This is a genomic window from Streptomyces sp. NPDC059248 (assembly GCF_042753905.1).
GTDB lineage: Bacteria > Actinomycetota > Actinomycetes > Streptomycetales > Streptomycetaceae > Streptomyces.
In genome coordinates this window covers 42,513-58,378 of sequence record NZ_JBHYZV010000040.1, presented here as the reverse complement: position 1 = coordinate 58,378, position 15,866 = coordinate 42,513, and the positions used below count along the sequence as shown (strand labels likewise).

General features: G+C 73.5%; 13 protein-coding genes. 9 read left to right on the top strand and 4 right to left on the bottom strand.

Annotation, left to right across the window (positions count from 1 at the left end; translation table 11 throughout):
• Positions 1 to 122 precede the first annotated feature (122 nt).
• From eccE to ACFXG1_RS18860, 9 genes are all read left to right on the top strand, one after another.
• Positions 123 to 1,490 (top strand): type VII secretion protein EccE, encoded by a 1,368-nt coding sequence (eccE, locus tag ACFXG1_RS18900; protein ID WP_384712567.1) that lies wholly within the window; start codon positions 123 to 125, stop codon positions 1,488 to 1,490.
• On the top strand, positions 1,487 to 2,200 hold the full coding sequence (locus ACFXG1_RS18895; RefSeq protein ID WP_384712564.1) for a hypothetical protein: 714 nt from the start codon (positions 1,487 to 1,489) through the stop codon (positions 2,198 to 2,200). Before eccE ends, ACFXG1_RS18895 begins: the two co-directional genes overlap by 4 nt.
• A gap of 258 nt (positions 2,201 to 2,458) precedes the next feature.
• Positions 2,459 to 2,692 (top strand): DUF397 domain-containing protein, encoded by a 234-nt coding sequence (locus ACFXG1_RS18890; RefSeq protein ID WP_384712562.1) that lies wholly within the window; start codon positions 2,459 to 2,461, stop codon positions 2,690 to 2,692.
• A 403-nt stretch (positions 2,693 to 3,095) separates the two neighbouring features.
• On the top strand, positions 3,096 to 6,230 hold the full coding sequence (locus tag ACFXG1_RS18885) for an SCO5717 family growth-regulating ATPase (protein ID WP_384743687.1): 3,135 nt from the start codon (positions 3,096 to 3,098) through the stop codon (positions 6,228 to 6,230).
• A gap of 207 nt (positions 6,231 to 6,437) precedes the next feature.
• The gene (locus tag ACFXG1_RS18880) at positions 6,438 to 8,351 is read left to right on the top strand and encodes an ABC transporter substrate-binding protein (RefSeq protein ID WP_384716818.1); all 1,914 of its coding nucleotides are present in this window, start codon (positions 6,438 to 6,440) and stop codon (positions 8,349 to 8,351) included.
• Positions 8,352 to 8,354: 3 nt separating this feature from the next.
• Positions 8,355 to 9,461, top strand: a complete 1,107-nt coding sequence (locus ACFXG1_RS18875) for an ABC transporter permease (RefSeq protein WP_384716821.1) — start codon at positions 8,355 to 8,357, stop codon at positions 9,459 to 9,461.
• Positions 9,458 to 10,354: an ABC transporter permease gene (locus tag ACFXG1_RS18870; protein ID WP_384716824.1), complete on the top strand. Its 897-nt coding sequence runs from the start codon at positions 9,458 to 9,460 to the stop codon at positions 10,352 to 10,354. Before ACFXG1_RS18875 ends, ACFXG1_RS18870 begins: the two co-directional genes overlap by 4 nt.
• Positions 10,354 to 11,343: an ABC transporter ATP-binding protein gene (locus tag ACFXG1_RS18865; protein ID WP_384743682.1), complete on the top strand. Its 990-nt coding sequence runs from the start codon at positions 10,354 to 10,356 to the stop codon at positions 11,341 to 11,343. Before ACFXG1_RS18870 ends, ACFXG1_RS18865 begins: the two co-directional genes overlap by 1 nt.
• Positions 11,340 to 12,302, top strand: a complete 963-nt coding sequence (locus ACFXG1_RS18860; RefSeq protein WP_384724021.1) for an oligopeptide/dipeptide ABC transporter ATP-binding protein — start codon at positions 11,340 to 11,342, stop codon at positions 12,300 to 12,302. The genes ACFXG1_RS18865 and ACFXG1_RS18860 overlap by 4 nt, the downstream gene beginning before the upstream one ends.
• A gap of 600 nt (positions 12,303 to 12,902) precedes the next feature.
• On the opposite strand, the gene ACFXG1_RS18855 is transcribed toward ACFXG1_RS18860, so the two are convergent.
• The 4 genes from ACFXG1_RS18855 to ACFXG1_RS18840 all read right to left on the bottom strand — a co-directional run bounded on the left by ACFXG1_RS18855 (position 12,903) and on the right by ACFXG1_RS18840 (position 15,655).
• Positions 12,903 to 13,844, bottom strand: a complete 942-nt coding sequence (locus ACFXG1_RS18855; RefSeq protein WP_384716111.1) for a bifunctional riboflavin kinase/FAD synthetase — start codon at positions 13,842 to 13,844, stop codon at positions 12,903 to 12,905.
• Between the two features lie 108 nt (positions 13,845 to 13,952).
• Entirely contained in the window at positions 13,953 to 14,852 is a 900-nt protein-coding gene (gene truB, locus ACFXG1_RS18850; protein WP_384743679.1) for a tRNA pseudouridine(55) synthase TruB, read from the bottom strand.
• Entirely contained in the window at positions 14,849 to 15,304 is a 456-nt protein-coding gene (gene rbfA, locus ACFXG1_RS18845) for a 30S ribosome-binding factor RbfA (RefSeq protein WP_384723941.1), read from the bottom strand. The genes truB and rbfA overlap by 4 nt, the downstream gene beginning before the upstream one ends.
• Before the next feature lie 57 nt (positions 15,305 to 15,361).
• Positions 15,362 to 15,655, bottom strand: a complete 294-nt coding sequence (locus ACFXG1_RS18840; RefSeq protein WP_384723944.1) for a DUF503 domain-containing protein — start codon at positions 15,653 to 15,655, stop codon at positions 15,362 to 15,364.
• Positions 15,656 to 15,866 lie beyond the last annotated feature (211 nt).

The window sequence follows — 15,866 nt, the reverse complement described above, 5'->3', positions numbered from 1 at the left end:
CGCCGTCGTTACGGCCCCTACTATGCCTGCTGGGGCTCGTGACTTACCGCTCAGGTAGGGTGATCGCCCTGTCAACGTCCACCGGAATTTGGGAATTACGGACACGAGGGGGCATCGCGGCGATGGCTACGGCGACGCGCGCACGCAATGGGCGGACGCCCGGACGACGTGCGGGGGGCGCGCGCAACGACCGGGGGCGTACCCGCCGGGGAACACGCCCCGGGGCGGAGCCGGGCGCACCGCGTCCCCGTACGGCCGCCCCGCCCGCCACCACGACCCTGCGCCCGCTGTCCCGGACGAGCCGGCTCGGCCCGTTGCAGCTGCGGCAGCTCGCCCTGGTGGAAATCGCCTTGGTGATCGGCGCCGTGGGGGCGGTCGCGGGCGGGCTGTGGCTGGTGCCCGCGGCGGTGGTGGCCGCGGTCCTCGTCGTCCTCGCCTTTCTGCGCCGCCGCGGCCAGTCGGTCCACGACTGGGCGGCCACGGCCATGGCGCTGCGTTCGCGCCGGGGGGCGGCGGGTCCGGCCCCGGCCGACACCGATCCGTCGCTGGCCCCGGTCGCCGAGGGCGTCCCGGGCCTGCGCCCCTGTCCTTATGTCGACAAGAGCCGTCGTACGGTCGGCATGCTGGGCGACGGTTCGTTCCTGACCGCGGTGGTACGGATCGAGGCGAGCGGCGCCGCGCTGCGCCCCGCCTTCGGGGCCCGCGCCCTGCCGCTGTCCCTGCTGGGCGGCGCGCTGGAGGTGGACGACATCGTCGTCGACTCGGTGCAGTTGGTGCAGCAGGTACGGTCCGCCCCGGCGCCGCATCTGCCGCAGCAGTCGGTGGCCCGTCTGTCGTACGCCCCGCTGCAGGAGAAGACGGGCGCCCCCGCGCTCCGGATGACCTGGGTGGCGGTGAAGCTCGATCCGGAGCTGTGCCGGGAGGCGGTGGAGGCGCGCGGCGGCGGCGTCGAGGGCGCCCAGCGCTGTCTGGTGCGGATCGCGGACCATGTGGCGAGCCGGGCGACCGGGGCCGGGTTCTCGGCCGTCGTCCTCGACCAGCAGGAGCTGAACTCCACCCTGGCCACGGCCGCCTGCGCCAGCCCCCGGCTGGCCGCCAGGGCGTCGCGCCCGGACGCCGTACCCCAGCAGCGGACGTCGGAGACGGCCCGCGTGTGGCGCTGCGACGACCGCTGGCACACGACGTACGCGGTGGGCCGCTGGCCCGAACTGGGCCGCGGCGCGGCGCCGCTGCCCAAGCTGGTGGCGCTGCTGACGGCCGCACCCGCGTACGCCACCACCTTCAGCCTGACGCTTCGGCGGGGCGCGCACCGGGGAGCGATGTCGATGGCGGGTCACGTCCGGGTGACGGGCGGTTCGGACACCGAGTTGATAGGGGTGCGGCGGACGCTGGAGCAGCACGCCAGGACCGGCAAGGTGTCCCTGATCCGGCTGGACCGCGAGCAGTTGCCGGGCGCGCTGGCGACGCTGCCGCTCGGGGGTTCCCGATGAGGCTGCTTCCGGCGCGGTCCGCGCGCCGTCTCGCCGGGCCCCGGCACCCGGGTCACACGATGCCCGTCGGCGATCTGGGCGCGCTGTCGCTGCCGGTGGGCGACGACGGGGTGGTCATCGGCGACGACGCCGAGGGCCGGGCCCTGATGGTGGGCTTCCACCGGTCGACCCCGTACGACGTCCTGCTGATCGGCGGGTTGTGGACGGCCCAGGTCATGGCGTTGCGCGCGGCGGGCACCGGCGCGCGGGTGGTGGTGGAGACCGGCCGTCCGCAGGCGTGGACGACGCTCGCCCAGGCGGCGGGCGCGGGGCTCGACTGCATCACCCTGCACGAGGTGGGCCGGGTCCCCCCGATGGGGGCGACGGTCGGCAGTCCGGTCGTGGTGATCCGGGACTGCGGTATGCGGCCGCCGCGCGGCCGGGTGGTGTCGGCGCCCTGGCAGTCGGTGCTCACGCTGCTGCCGTATCTCAGCCCGGTGGCGCCCCGGCTGCTGCGCGCGGCGACGCTCGTCGGTGTCCAGCGGGTGTCTCCGCAGGAGGCCGCGCAGATCGGCCGGATCCTCGGTCTCGCGGAGGCGGAGAGCGGCGCGTTGCCGACGCTGGCGGACGGGGTGACGCTCTGGTGCGCGGGCCGGGAACGGAACTGGGTGATGACGAGCGGTACGGACGCGGAGACGGGTCTGCTGGGCACGGCCCGGCGCATGGACTGAGGCCGGGCGCAGGGACCGAGGACGGCGTACGGACGAGTCGGTGTCCGGGCAGGCGTACGGATCGGCCGCGGCGTCCGTACGGACGTTCGGCCGCGGAGGGCCGGGGCGCGGGTGTCGGGGATCTTCCGTGGAACAGCCCCCGGAACGGGGTGTCGTTGAGCCTAAAATCCCTCCAGTGGCACGGACCGGCGGCCCTCGCCCGGTCCCACCGTCCCGGTGCGGGGCGGTACGGCGCACGGACGAAGGGGAGCGTGGCCGATGGGCAGCGTGGAGGAGAAGGACGAGCTGTACGCCCTCGACATCTCGGATGTCGAATGGCTGAGCGCGCCCGGTACCGAGGACGACGAGGAGCGGGTCGAGATCGCCCATCTCCCGGGCGGGGCGGTGGCGATGCGTTCGTCGCTGGACCCGGACACGGTGCTGCGGTACACGGCGGCGGAGTGGGAGGCGTTCGTCCTGGGCGCCCGCGACGGGGAGTTCGACCTCACCTGACGGCCGCCGGTGACGGTGGTGCGGTGCCCCGGCCGCGCGCCCGGCGGCGCCGGGGGGCGTGTGTCGCCGTTCGCGCGCCGATTGCGCTTCGGCGGCATTGAGCGGTGTTCATCGGGAGTTCACCAGGGCACGGGACAGCCCGCGCGAGGGGATTCATCCGGTACGTCCCCCTCGTCGGAGCGCCGGACGGGCCCCGGGGCTCACCGGGACGCGAACCGCGTACCGGTGGCGGCGCCGGGGCTGCCGGGCTGTCGTCCCTGGCGTTTAGGGTGGTGGAGGACAGCGGCGGATCGAACCCACGAGCACCCCGCCGCTGAGTGACGGTACCGGCCCGGCCGATCGGGCGACGGCGATCGCCCATCGCACCGGGACCCATCGGTGCTCGACCACACCAGGAGGCACAGTGAACAGCGATCGGGACGGGAGTCGCGGGGGCTGGGACCTTCCCGCCGACGAGTCCGACGCGGATCCCGCCGAGATGACGGGTGAGTTCACCATCGACTACACCCCGCCCGCCTGGTACACCCAGAACGCGTCGGGCGACGCGTCGGGCGGTGGCACGCCTCCGCCGCCCCCGCCGCCGAGCAGCCCGCCCGTGGCGGTGCCGGGGCTGCCCGCGGAGGGCGGCTACCAGCCGCAGCAGGGGTGGGCCCCGGCCGCGCCCGGCCCCGATTCGCCGAGCCCGCACGCCGCCGGCCCGGCCGCCGTGTCGCAGGGCGCCGCCGTCCCCCTTCCCCCGACCGCCCAGCCCGGCCCCGGCCCCGGCCCCGAAGCCGCTCCCGTCGCCGAGGCCCACGGGCAAGGGCAAGGGCACGGGCACGGGCACGGGCACGAATACGGCGGTACGGATCCGGCCGCGGCCCCCCGCGTACCGGACGCCCCGCCCGCGCCGGCGGCCGAGCCGTTCGGCGGCGGGGACGTGGACAGCGGCGCCACGATGCGCTTCTCGCCCGCGGCCCTGAAGCGGGAGATCGCGGAGCGGGACGCCGCCAAGCGCGCCGAGGAGGAGTCGCCGGGCGGTCACGGACCGGTCGCGGCGTCCGCCGGCACGGAGGAGGGCGCGGCCGACACCGCGAACGCCCCGGCCGACGACCCCGCGGCGGACGAGCGCGAGGACGGAACCGCCTTCGCCCCGACCGCCGACCCGTCCGTGCCGGACGCCCCGCACGCCGAACCCGAAGCGGCGGAGCCGGTGGAACCTCCGGCACCCGCGGCCGAGGAGCCCCGGGACGCCGCGGTCCCGCCCGCCGCCCTGCCGCCCGTCGAGCCCGACGCCGTCCCGGCGGACGCACCCCCGGGGCCCGCGGCTCCCGAAGTGCCGCAGGACGCCCACCCGGACGCGGTGCCGCCCGCGCCGCAGAGCGCCGTACCCACGGCCGCGCCTCCGTGGACGCCGGGGCCCCAGCAGGGCGGCGCGCTGCCGCCGCTGCCGCCCGCGTTCCAGCCGGCCGAGGCGTCGGCTCCGCAGTGGCCGGTCTCCCCGCAGACGGCCGACCAGTCCGCGCTGCCCCCGGCCGCGCCGCACAGTAGCCCCCCGGCGGTGCCGCAGCTCCCGCAGCAGTCCGGTTACGCCTATCCGCATCCGGCGACGCCCGCCCCCCAGGCCCAGCCGCCGGTCCCGCCGGGACCGCAGCAGGGCGCCGGCTACGGCTTCCCGCCGCCGCAGACCCCGCCCGCCGCCGCGCACCCGGCCGTACCACCTGTCCCGTCGGTCCCGTCAGCTCCTCCGGTGCCCGAGCAGCACCAGTTGCCCCCGCAGCAGGGCCAGTTCCCGCCCGGGCCGCAGGGCTACGGCTTCCCGCCGCCGCACACCGGTCCTTCGGCACCGCTGCCGCCCGCCGAGCACCAGCCGGGGTACGGCTTCCCGCCCCCGGCGCAGCCCGGCCCCCAGCCGCCGCACGCCCAGCCCCAGCAGCCCCAGCCCCAACCCCAGCCTCAGCAGCCGCCGCAGGCGCACGACGCGGGGCCGGGACAGCCGCCCGCCGACCCCCGGGCGGGCGCGGGCTGGCCGACGGCCGTCACCCACGACCAGCGCGAGCGTTCCGTGCCCGGCGCGCCCCTCGGCTACACGGCGGCGGTCGAGCTCTCGTCGGACCGGCTGCTGCGCAACAACAAGCAGAAGGCCAAGTCGAGCCGTAACCCCGGCGCGGCGTCCCGGTTCAAGCTGGGCGGCCGCAAGGAGGAGGCCGAGCGGCAGCGCAAGCTGGAGCTGATCCGTACGCCCGTGCTGTCGTGCTACCGGATCGCGGTCATCAGCCTCAAGGGTGGCGTCGGCAAGACCACCACGACGACGGCGCTCGGTTCGACGCTGGCCACCGAGCGACAGGACAAGATCCTCGCCATCGACGCCAACCCGGACGCGGGGACGCTCGGCCGCCGGGTGCGCCGGGAGACCGGCGCGACCATCCGCGACCTGGTGCAGGCGATCCCGTACCTCCACTCGTATATGGACATCCGCCGCTTCACCTCCCAGGCGCCGTCCGGTCTGGAGATCATCGCCAACGACGTCGACCCGGCGGTCTCGACGACCTTCAACGACGAGGACTACCGCCGGGCCATCGAGGTGCTGGGCCGCCAGTACCCGATCATCCTCACCGACTCCGGCACCGGTCTGCTCTACAGCGCGATGCGCGGGGTGCTCGATCTCGCCGATCAGCTGATCATCATCTCGACGCCCTCCGTCGACGGCGCCAGCAGCGCCAGTACGACCCTGGACTGGCTCTCCGCGCACGGTTACGCGGACTTGGTGCAGCGGTCCGTGACGGTCATCTCCGGGGTCCGCGAGACCGGGAAGATGATCAAGGTGGAGGACATCGTGGCGCACTTCCAGACGCGCTGCCGCGGTGTGGTCGTGGTGCCGTTCGACGAGCATCTGGCGGCGGGCGCCGAGGTCGACCTCGACATGATGCGGCCGAAGACCCGGGAGGCGTACTTCAATCTGTCGGCGCTGATCGCCGAGGACTTCGCCCGCGCCCAGCAACAGCAGGGGCTGTGGACGGCGAACGGCAACCCGCCGCCGACGATGGCACCGCCGATGCCGGGACAGCCGGGGTACACCGGGCCGGGACAGCCGGGGCAGCCGGGGCAGGGCGGCTATCCCTCGACCGGGCAGCCGTACCCGGGACAACCGTATCCGCCGCAGCAGGCCACGGGCGTACCGCCGGTACCGCAGATCCCCGGACAGCAGATTCCGGGGCAGCAGAGTCCGCAGCAGGTTCCGGGGCAGCCGTACCCGCCGCAGCCGACACCTGGTCAGCCGTACGAGCAGGGCGGCGTACCGCACCCGTACGGCGGACAGCAGCCGCCCCATCAGCCCTATCCGCCGCAGGCTCCTCAGCCGCCTCAGCCGCAGCAGCAGCACGGCTGGCCCCAGCAGCCTCCGCACGCGCCGCAGCATCCGGGAGCCCAGCCGCATCAGCCGCTCCCGCCGCAGCAGGGCGGGCCCGGTGAGGGCGAACAGGGCGAGGCGCAGGGCGCCGTACCGCCCGTGGGGTGGCCGCAGCAGCCCCCACAGGCACCGCCGGGCTCTCAGCAGTAAGGCGGCACAGGACTGGACCATTGAGGGCCCGGATCGCATCGGCGATCCGGGCCCTCGGGGTATTCCCGCAGCCCAGTACGGGTACATCGGGCCGCTCACGGGGTATGTACCAGCGCTGGACCAATTCGCCCCGCCTCCCAGAAACCCCTCCCCGCGACCCGTTCCCCGCGCCAGACACCCCGTACCCGCCGACGCGAGGTCACCGCCATGGTCACCAAGGTCCCGTCGCCCTCATCGGTCCCCGTTGCCCCACCGGACGCCCCCATCCCGGCGCCGTACCGTTTCGGCGCCTCCGGCGCCCGTACCGCGGGACGGCTCTCCGCCGTCGGCACGGCGCTCGCGCTCCTCGTCCTCCCCCCGCTCCCGGCCGCCGCGGCGGCGGACGGAGACGACGGAGACCGTCAGGGGGGTGGGAAGAAGGTGCTCAGGATCGCGGTGTCGCAGAGTGTGGACTCGCTCAGCCCCTTCCGCGCCCAGCGGCTGGTGTCGACCACGGTCCACCGGCTGGCCTACGAGTATCTGACGAACTACGACGTCGCGGACGGACACCCGGTCCCGAGCCTGGCGACCTCCTGGCGGCCGTCGGCGGACAAGCTCACCTGGACGTACACCATCCGGGACGACGCCCGCTGGTCCGACGGGCGACCGCTGACCGCCCATGACGCGGCCTGGACCTTCAACAAGATCCTCACCGACCCGGACGCGGCGACGGCCGCCGGCAGCTTCACGGCCAACTTTCGCGAGGTCACCGCGCCCGACGCCGGGACACTGGTCGTCAAACTGAAGAAGCCGCAGGCCACGATGGTCGCGCTGGACGTACCGATCGTCCCCCGGCATATCTGGGAGCGGGTCGGCGACTTCTCCACCTTCAACAACGACCGGCGGTTCCCCGTCGTCGGCAGCGGCCCGTTCGTGATCAGCGACTTCAAGGTCGACCAGTATCTGCGGCTCCGGGCCAACAAGGCGTTCTGGCGGGGCGCGCCGCACTTCGACGAGCTGCTGCTGAAGTACTACAAGGACGGTGACGCGGCGGTCGCCGCCCTGCGCAAGGGCGAGGTCTCCTTCGTCCAGGGCCTGACGCCCGCCCAGGCGAAGGCGCTCGACGGCGAACCCGGCATCCGGGTGAACGACGCCCCCGGCCGCCGCTTCCTCGCCCTCGCCACCAACCCCGGCGCCCGCTCCCGCGACGGGAGGAAGTTCGGCAGCGGGCACCGGGCGCTGCTGGACCCGGCCGTCCGGAAGGCCCTCTTCCACGCCGTGGACCGGCGCGCCCTGGTGGCGAAGGTGTTCCAGGGGCACGCCGTGGAGGGCGACGGCTACATCCCGCCCCGGTACACCGCGTACTTCTGGAAACCGGCCGCGGGACAGCGCGTCGGATACGACCCCGCCCGCGCGGCCGCCCTGCTCGACCGGGCCGGCTACCGGCGGAACGGGGACGGCCGGCGGATCGGGAAGGACGGGAAGCCACTCGCCTTCCGGATCCTCTGCCATGCCACCGACCCCCATGACCGGGCCATCGGCAAGTTTCTGCAGGAGTGGTGGGAGGAGCTGGGCATCGGGCTGCGGGTGGACTGTCTCGACAATGTCTCCGACCCCTGGCTGAAGGGCGACTACGACCTGGCGTTCGACGGCTGGTCCATCAACCCGGACCCCGACTTCGCCCTCGCCATCCACACCTGTGCCGCCCTGCCCGCCACCCCGAAGGACACCGGCTCCACCGACAACTTCATCTGCGACCGCCGCTACGACGAGCTGTACGCCGCCCAGTCGGCCGAGTACGACCCCGCCGCCCGCGCCGCACTGGTGAAGCGGCTCCAGTCCCGGCTGTACGACACGGGGTACATGAACGTCCTCGCCTATCCGAACGCGGTCGAGGCGTACCGCACCGACCAGATCGCGTCCATCACGACGATGCCCGGTGCCGGAGGCAACATCTGGGGCCAGGACGGCTACTGGAGCTGGTGGTCGGCCGTCCCCGCCGCCGGGGCCGACGACGGCACGTCCGGCGGTGCCGACGCCCGCGGGACCCTGCTCGCCCTCGGTGCGGCGCTGGTGACCGCGGTGGGCCTGGCGGTGCTCCTCGTCCTGCGGCGCCGCGCGACCGCCGAGGACCGTGAGTAGCCGATGACATCCCCCTCGACCACCCCCTCTCCCCCGCCGCCCGCGTCGGCCTCCGCCGCCGCCGTGGTGCTCACCCCCGCGGGCCGCGCGGCCGACGCCCCGGACGGGCGCGGCGAGCGGCTGCGCGTGCGGGCCCGCGGCTATCTGCCGTATCTGGCGGGCAAACTGGCCGGGGCCGCGATCTCCCTGCTCGCCGTCCTCGTCACCAGCTTCTTTCTGTTCCGGATCATCCCCGGCGATCCGGTGAAGGCGATGACGCACGGCACCCCGACCTCGGCGGAGCAGCTGGCGACGCTCCGGCGCCAGTTCGGCCTCGACGAGCCGCTGTGGCGGCAGTTCACGGAGTACTGCGCCGGCGCGCTCACCGGCGATCTGGGGATGTCGTACCAGTTCAGGGCGCCGGTCGGGGAGCTGATCGCCGAGAAGGTGCCCGCGACCCTGCTGCTCACCGGGGTGGCCGTGGTGCTCTACTCGGCCCTCGGGCTCTGGCTGGGCACCCGCGCCGCCTGGCGGCACGGCGGGCTCGGCGACCGGCTGAGCACCGGTGTGGCGCTGACGCTCTGGTCGGTCCCGTCGTTCTGGCTGGGGCTGCTGCTGATCGTGGTCCTCGGGGTCGGTGTGGGCCCGGTCCCCGGCCTCTTCCCGACCGGCGGAATGCAATCCGGCGATACGACGGGCCTCGCCCTGGTCCTCGACGTAGCGCACCATATGGTGCTGCCGGTGCTGACCCTGGTCGCCGTGGGCTACGCCCAGACCCTGCTGGTGATGCGGTCGTCGCTGCTGGACGAGATGGGCGGCGACTATCTGACCACGGCCCGCGCCAAGGGGCTGCGGGACGCCGTGGTCCGGCGCAGACACGCCGTACCGAACGCGCTGCTGCCGACGGTGACGATGGTCTTCATCAATCTGGGGCAGGTCGCGGCGGGTTCGATCCTGGTCGAGACGGTGTTCTCCTGGCCGGGGCTCGGCGGGCTGTTCTACCAGGCGCTGAGCGTGCCCGACCTGCCTTTGGTGCAGGGACTCTTCGTGGTGTTCGCGGGGGCGATGATCGTGATGAACCTGCTGGCCGATCTGGTCTATCCGTTCCTCGACCCCCGGGTGGCCCGATGAGCGCGTCGCCGTCGAAGGCCCTGGCCCGGGCCCGGCGCCGGGCCTCGGCCGCCCGCTTCTGGCGCGTGTACCGTACGCATCGCGCCGGGCTGCTCGGCCTCGCCGCGCTCACGGTGATCGCGCTGGTCGCCCTGGCGGCACCGCTGCTGGTCGGCGACGACGTCCAGAGCGTCACCCGGGCGACGGGCGGACCGCTGGAGCCGCCGAGCGCGGCCTTCCCGCTCGGTACGGACCAGTTCGGCCGGTCCCTGCTGGGACTGCTGGTGTGGGGCGCGCGGATTTCCCTCCTCGTCGGGCTGCTGGCGGCGGCGCTTTCGGTGGCGATCGGCACCCTCGTGGGGGTCGTCGCCGGACATTACGGCGGCTGGTTCGCCACGGCCCTGATGCGGGTCACGGACTGGTTCCTCGTCATGCCGACCCTGGTCCTGGCGATCGTGCTCGCCACGGTGATGTCGCGCAGCGTGTGGACGGTGGTGGTGGCGATCGGGGTCACCAGCTGGCCCACCACGGCCCGGCTGGTCCGGGCGCAGACCATCGCCGTCGAGTCCCGGCCGTACATCGAACGGGCCCGGGCGCTCGGCGGCGGCCACGGCCACATCATGAACCGTCATGTCCTGCCCAATGTGATGCCGCTGGTGCTGGCCCAGACGACGCTGGGGATCTCCGCGGCCATCCTCACCGAGGCCACCCTCGCCTTCCTCGGCCTGGGCGACCCCACGGTGGTGTCCTGGGGCGGCATGCTCCAGGACGCGCGGGAGGCGGGCGCGGTCTCCTCCGGGCACTGGTGGTATCTCGCCCCGCCCGGCCTGGCGATCGCGGTGGTCGCCCTCGCCTTCACCCTCTGCGGACGGGCCGTCGAATCCGTCCTCAACCCGAAGCTGGGGGTCCGCTGATGCCCACCGGAGCACCACTGCTGCGGGTCAGGGACCTGCGGGTCGCCTACGGCGCCGTACCCGCCGTCCGCGGTGTCGACCTCGATCTGGCCGCCGGGCGGAAACTCGGTATCGCCGGGGAGTCGGGGTGCGGCAAGTCGACGCTCGCGCTGGCCCTGCTGCGGCTGCTGCCGCCGGGCGCGACGGCCCGTGGGGAGATCCTCTTCGACGGCGAGGACGTCCTCACCATGCGCTGGGGACGGCTGCGGGCGGTCCGCTGGGCGGGGGCGTCGATCGTCTTCCAGGGCGCGATGCACTCCCTGAACGCGGTCCACCGCGTCGGCGACCAGATCGCCGAACCCGTCCGGCTGCACCGCAGGGCGAGCCCCGCGAAGGCCCGTGCCCGGGTCGTCGAACTCCTCGGACAGGTGGGACTGCCGGCCGACCGCGCCGACGCCTATCCGCATGAACTCTCCGGCGGACAGCGGCAGCGCGTGATGATCGCGATGGCCCTGGCCTGCGACCCCCGGCTGATCATCGCCGACGAGCCGACCACGGCGCTCGACGTCATGATCCAGGCCCAGATCCTCCGGCTGATCGGGCGGCTCGTCGCCGACCAGGACATCGGACTGCTGATGATCAGCCACGATCTGGCGGTCCTCGCCGACACCTGCGACCGGCTGGCGGTGATGTACGCGGGCCGGATCGTCGAGGAGGGCCCGGCGCGGGCGGTCCACAGCGCCGCGCACCACCCCTACGGGCGGGCCCTGGCCTCCGCCTTCCCCCGCGTCGGGGACGCCGCGTCCCGGCTCGCGCCCCGCGGACTGCCCGGCGACCCGCCCGACCCCTCGGACCTGCCGGACGGCTGTACGTTCCGGCCGCGCTGCCCCCGGCCGGTGGCGGCGTGCGCGGAACGCGAACCGGCCCTGGTGACGGTGGGCCCCGAGGGCCTCGCGGCCCACCGCGCGGCCTGTGTCCACGCCGTACCCGGCGAAGGAGGACCCCGGTGACCACCACGACCCCGCTGCTCTCCGCCGAAGACCTCCACGTCGTCTTCCCCGGCCGCCGCGGGCGGCCCGCGGCGCGCGCCGTCGACGGGGTCGACCTGGCCGTCGGGGCGGGCGAGATCGTCGCCCTCGTCGGCGAGTCCGGCTGCGGGAAGACCACCCTCGCCCGGACCCTGCTCGGACTGGTCGCCCCCACCACGGGCCGGGTCACCTTCGGCGGCCGACCCCTCGACTACACGGCCCGCGCCCTCAAGGCGTACCGCCGCCGCGCCCAGCTCGTCCTACAGGACCCCACCGGATCCCTCAACCCCCGGCACACGGTGTACGACGCCGTCGCCGAGGGCCTCCGCGTCCACGGGGCGCCCGGCGACGAGCGGGCCGCCGTCACCCGCGCCCTGTCACTCGCCGGGCTACGGCCCCCGGAGCGCTTCCTCCTCCGCTACCCGCACGAACTCTCCGGCGGACAGCGGCAGCGCGTCGTCATCGCGGGCGCGCTCGTCCTCGAACCCGAACTGATCGTCGCCGACGAGCCGGTGGCGTCCCTCGACGCCTCCGTCCGCGGCGAGATCCTCGCGCTCCTGCTCCGGCTCCGGGACGAGCTGGGCCTCTCCGCGCTGGTCGTCACCCACGACCTGGGGCTCGCGTGGAACATCGCGGACCGGGTCGCCGTGATGTACCTGGGCCGGATCGTGGAGGCCGGCCCGGTGGAGACCGTCCTCACCGAGCCGCGGCACCCCTACACCCAGGCGCTGCTCTCGGTGCTCCCCGAGTCCCCGCTGCCCGAGACGGTGCTCGCCGGGGAGCCCCCCGACCCGACCAGGATCCCGGCGGGCTGCCGCTTCCACATCCGCTGCCCGGCGCTGGCTTCGGGCGCCGCGGAGGCCGTCGCCGACCTGTGCCGCGCCACGCCACCGGCGCCGGTCCGCTCCGCGGGAACCTCCTGCCACCTCGCCTCCCGCTAGGGTCACCGAGCCACGGGCCCGGGCCCCTGAAGCCGTCTGCCCCTCCGGGCGGGCTGTGTCTCGGGTGCGGCCCGTACGTGGTTGCTCGCGCCGTTCCTCGCGCCCCTGGATACCCATGTGATCGCCCCCGCAGAGGCATCGCCCTACGGGCGGAGTCGTGTTTCGGGTGCGGCCCGTACGTGGTTGCTCGCGCAGTTCCTCGCGCCCCTGGATACCCGGCGTGACGCCCCTGCGAAGGCTCGCGCCCCGGGATACCGGCCTGACGCCCTTGTGAAGGCTCGCGCCCCGGGATACCAGGCCTGACGCCCCTGCGAAGGCTCGCGCCCCGGGATACCCGGCGTGACGCCTCTGCGAAGAGGCATCTCCGGCGGCATGCGCCCCTCAGAAGATCTCGGGCTGAGGGCCGCATGTTCGTGTGCGTGGGGAGGGCGGGTGCGGGGTCGCCCCCGCAGCCGTCGGCGGGATGCAGCGGTCAGCGTTTCCAAGGCCCCGAGTTCCGCCGATGGCGAGGAGGTGGCCCCGGGACCGACCGACCAACCCGCGCACAGCAAGGGCCCGCAGAGTCCTGGAGCAACGCCCAGCCGACAAGACACGGCCGGCCTAGAGGCCCAGCATGGCCCGGCACTTCGCGACGTCCCGCGCCATCGCCACCAGCAGGTCGTCGACCGAGGCGAACTTCTCCTGGCCGCGGATGTACGCGAGGAAGTCGACCGCCACGTGGAGGCCGTACAGGTCGAGGTCGACGCGGTCGATCGCGTACGCCTCCACGCTCCGCTCGACGCCGTCGAACTGCGGGTTCATGCCGACGGAGATCGCGGCGGGCATCAGTTCGCCGTTCGCCGTGAGCCAGCCCGCGTACACCCCGTCCTCGGGGATCGCGGTATGCGGCAGGGTCTCCACGTTCGCCGTGGGGTAGCCCAGTTCGCGGCCCCGCTGGGCGCCGCGGACGACGATGCCCTCGACACGGTGGGGGCGGCCGAGGATTTCCGCGGCGCCCGCGACGTCGCCGGCGGCGACCAGACGGCGGGTGAGGGTGGAGGAGAAGGGCTCGCCGCCGCCCGCGTCGCCGGAGACGTAGAGGTCGACGACCTCGACGTCGTAGTCGTACGAGGCGCCCAGCTCGGCCAGGTAGGCGACGGTACCCGCGGCCCGGTGGCCGAAGCGGAAGTTGGGGCCCTCGACGACGGTCCTGGCGTGCAGTTTGTCGACGAGGACCTTCACGATGAAGTCCGCCGGGGAGAGCTGGGAGAACTCGGAGGTGAACGGGAGGACGAGGACGGCGTCCACACCGAGTTCGGCCATCAGCTCGGCACGCCGGTGGTGCGGCGCGAGGAGCGGGGGATGGCTGCCGGGCCGTACGACCTCACTCGGGTGGGGGTCGAAGGTCACCACGACCGCCGGTACCGACAGCTCCCGCGCCCGCTCGACCGCCCGCCCGATGATCAGCTGATGACCTCGGTGGACACCGTCGTACGATCCGATGGTGACGACGCTGCGCCCCCAGTCCTGGGGGATGTCCTCCAAGCCACGCCAGCGCTGCACTGTGACCGCTCCTCGCCGAACCATCAGTTTCACCAGACCAGTATTCGCAGCACTAAGACTGCCATGCCCCCGCCCGCCGGCCGTCACCGGCCGTCCCCGGACGCACTCTCAGACGAACACGGCCAGGCTCTTGGCCTTGCCCTTCTCTTCCTCGACGAGTGCCACGAAGCGGTCGTCGGGACCGAAAGCGGCGACCGGTGAGCGGTCGTACGACGGCATATCGAGCCGTACGCCGTTGGCGAGCAGCCGTGCGCGCCGGTCGTCGACGTCCCAGCGGGCGAAGGCCGCCGCGGCGGCTTCGGCGACCGGCATCACGGTCAGCTCCTCCTGGAGCTGCTCGAGGGTCCTGGCCGCGTCGAGTCCGTAGGGGCCGACGCGGGTCCGCCGCAGGGCGGTCAGATGCCCGCCGACGCCGAGTCCGGCGCCCAGGTCGCGGGCGAGTGCCCGGATGTAGGTGCCGGAGGAGCAGACCACGGAGACCACCAGGTCGAGGACGGGGGTGCCGTCGTCGGCCACGGCCTCGCGGACGTCGTAGACGGTGAAGGAGGAGACGGTGACCGGGCGGGCCGGGATCTCGAATTCCTCGCCGCCGCGGACACGGGCGTACGACCGCTTGCCGTCGATCTTGATGGCGCTGACCTTGGACGGCACCTGCATGATCGCGCCGGTCAGGGCGGCGACCCCGGTATCGACGGCCCCGCGGGTGATCGCGGATGCGTCGGCGGACGCGGTGATCTCGCCTTCGGCGTCGTCGGTGACGGTGCTCTGGCCGAGCCGGATGGTCCCCAGGTACTCCTTCTCGGTGAGCGCGAGATGGCCGAGGAGCTTGGTGGCCCGCTCGACGCCGAGGACGAGGACTCCGGTGGCCATGGGGTCGAGGGTGCCTGCGTGGCCCACCCGGCGGGTCCGGGCGATGCCGCGCATCTTGGCGACGACGTCGTGGGAGGTGAAGCCCGACGGCTTGTCGACGATGACCAAGCCGTCGGGTACGGGGGTGCGCTCGGTCATGCGGAGGCGTTGCCCTCGTCCTCGTCGCCCTCACCGGGCTTGCGGTACGGGTCGGCGTCGCCCGCGTAGGTCGCGCCGGACGAGGTCTCCCGGACCCGGGCGTCCGAGGCACGGGCCCGGTCGAGGAGGTTCTCGATGGTCTTCGCGTTCTCCGGGAGGGCGTCCGCCACGAAGGCGAGCGTCGGGGTGAACTTGGTGCCCGCGGCGGCGCCCACGGCGCTGCGCAGGACGCCCTTGGCGCTTTCGAGACCGGCGGCGGCACTGGCCCGGTCCTCGTCGTCGCCGTAGACCGTGTAGAAGACCGTGGCCTCCCGCAGATCTCCGGTGACCCGGGTGTCCGTGATGGTCACATGCGTACCGAGTCGCGGGTCCTTGATGCCGCGCTGCAGCTTCTCGGCGACGACTTCCCTGATCAGGTCCGCCAGTTTCTTCGCCCGCGCGTTGTCGGCCACTGGTCCTTCTCCTTCTTACCTGCTGTGCCGGACCACGGTGTCGTGGCGGCGTCTCCTTCAGTCTTCGTCGCCGTGGAGCCTGCGTCGAACCGAGAGCAGTTCGATCTCGGGCCGCCCGGCGACGAAACGTTCGCATCGGTCGAGCACATCCGTCACATGCCGTACGTCACCGGCGACGACCGCGAGGCCGATCTCGGCCCTGCGGTGGAGATCCTGGTCGCCGGTCTCCGCCGCGCTGACCGCGAAGGTGCGGTGCAGCTCGGCGACGATCGGGCGGACCACCGAGCGCTTCTCCTTCAGCGACCGTACGTCGCCGAGGAGGAGGTCGAAGGAGAGCGTCCCTACAAACATGGATGTATCCGGATGTCCCGCCGGTTCGGGTTCATGTGCGCCTGTCGTCGTTCGACAGGGACACAGGAACCGTACACGCAGCGGCCGGGGCCGCGGCCAGGAAAAAAATAATTCTTCAACCCGCCCGCGCCGGCCCGCAGGACGACGCGCGCCGGGGGATTCCCCAATAGGGAGTAGCGGATTAATGTGTATTATTTTTTTTTGTTTTTTT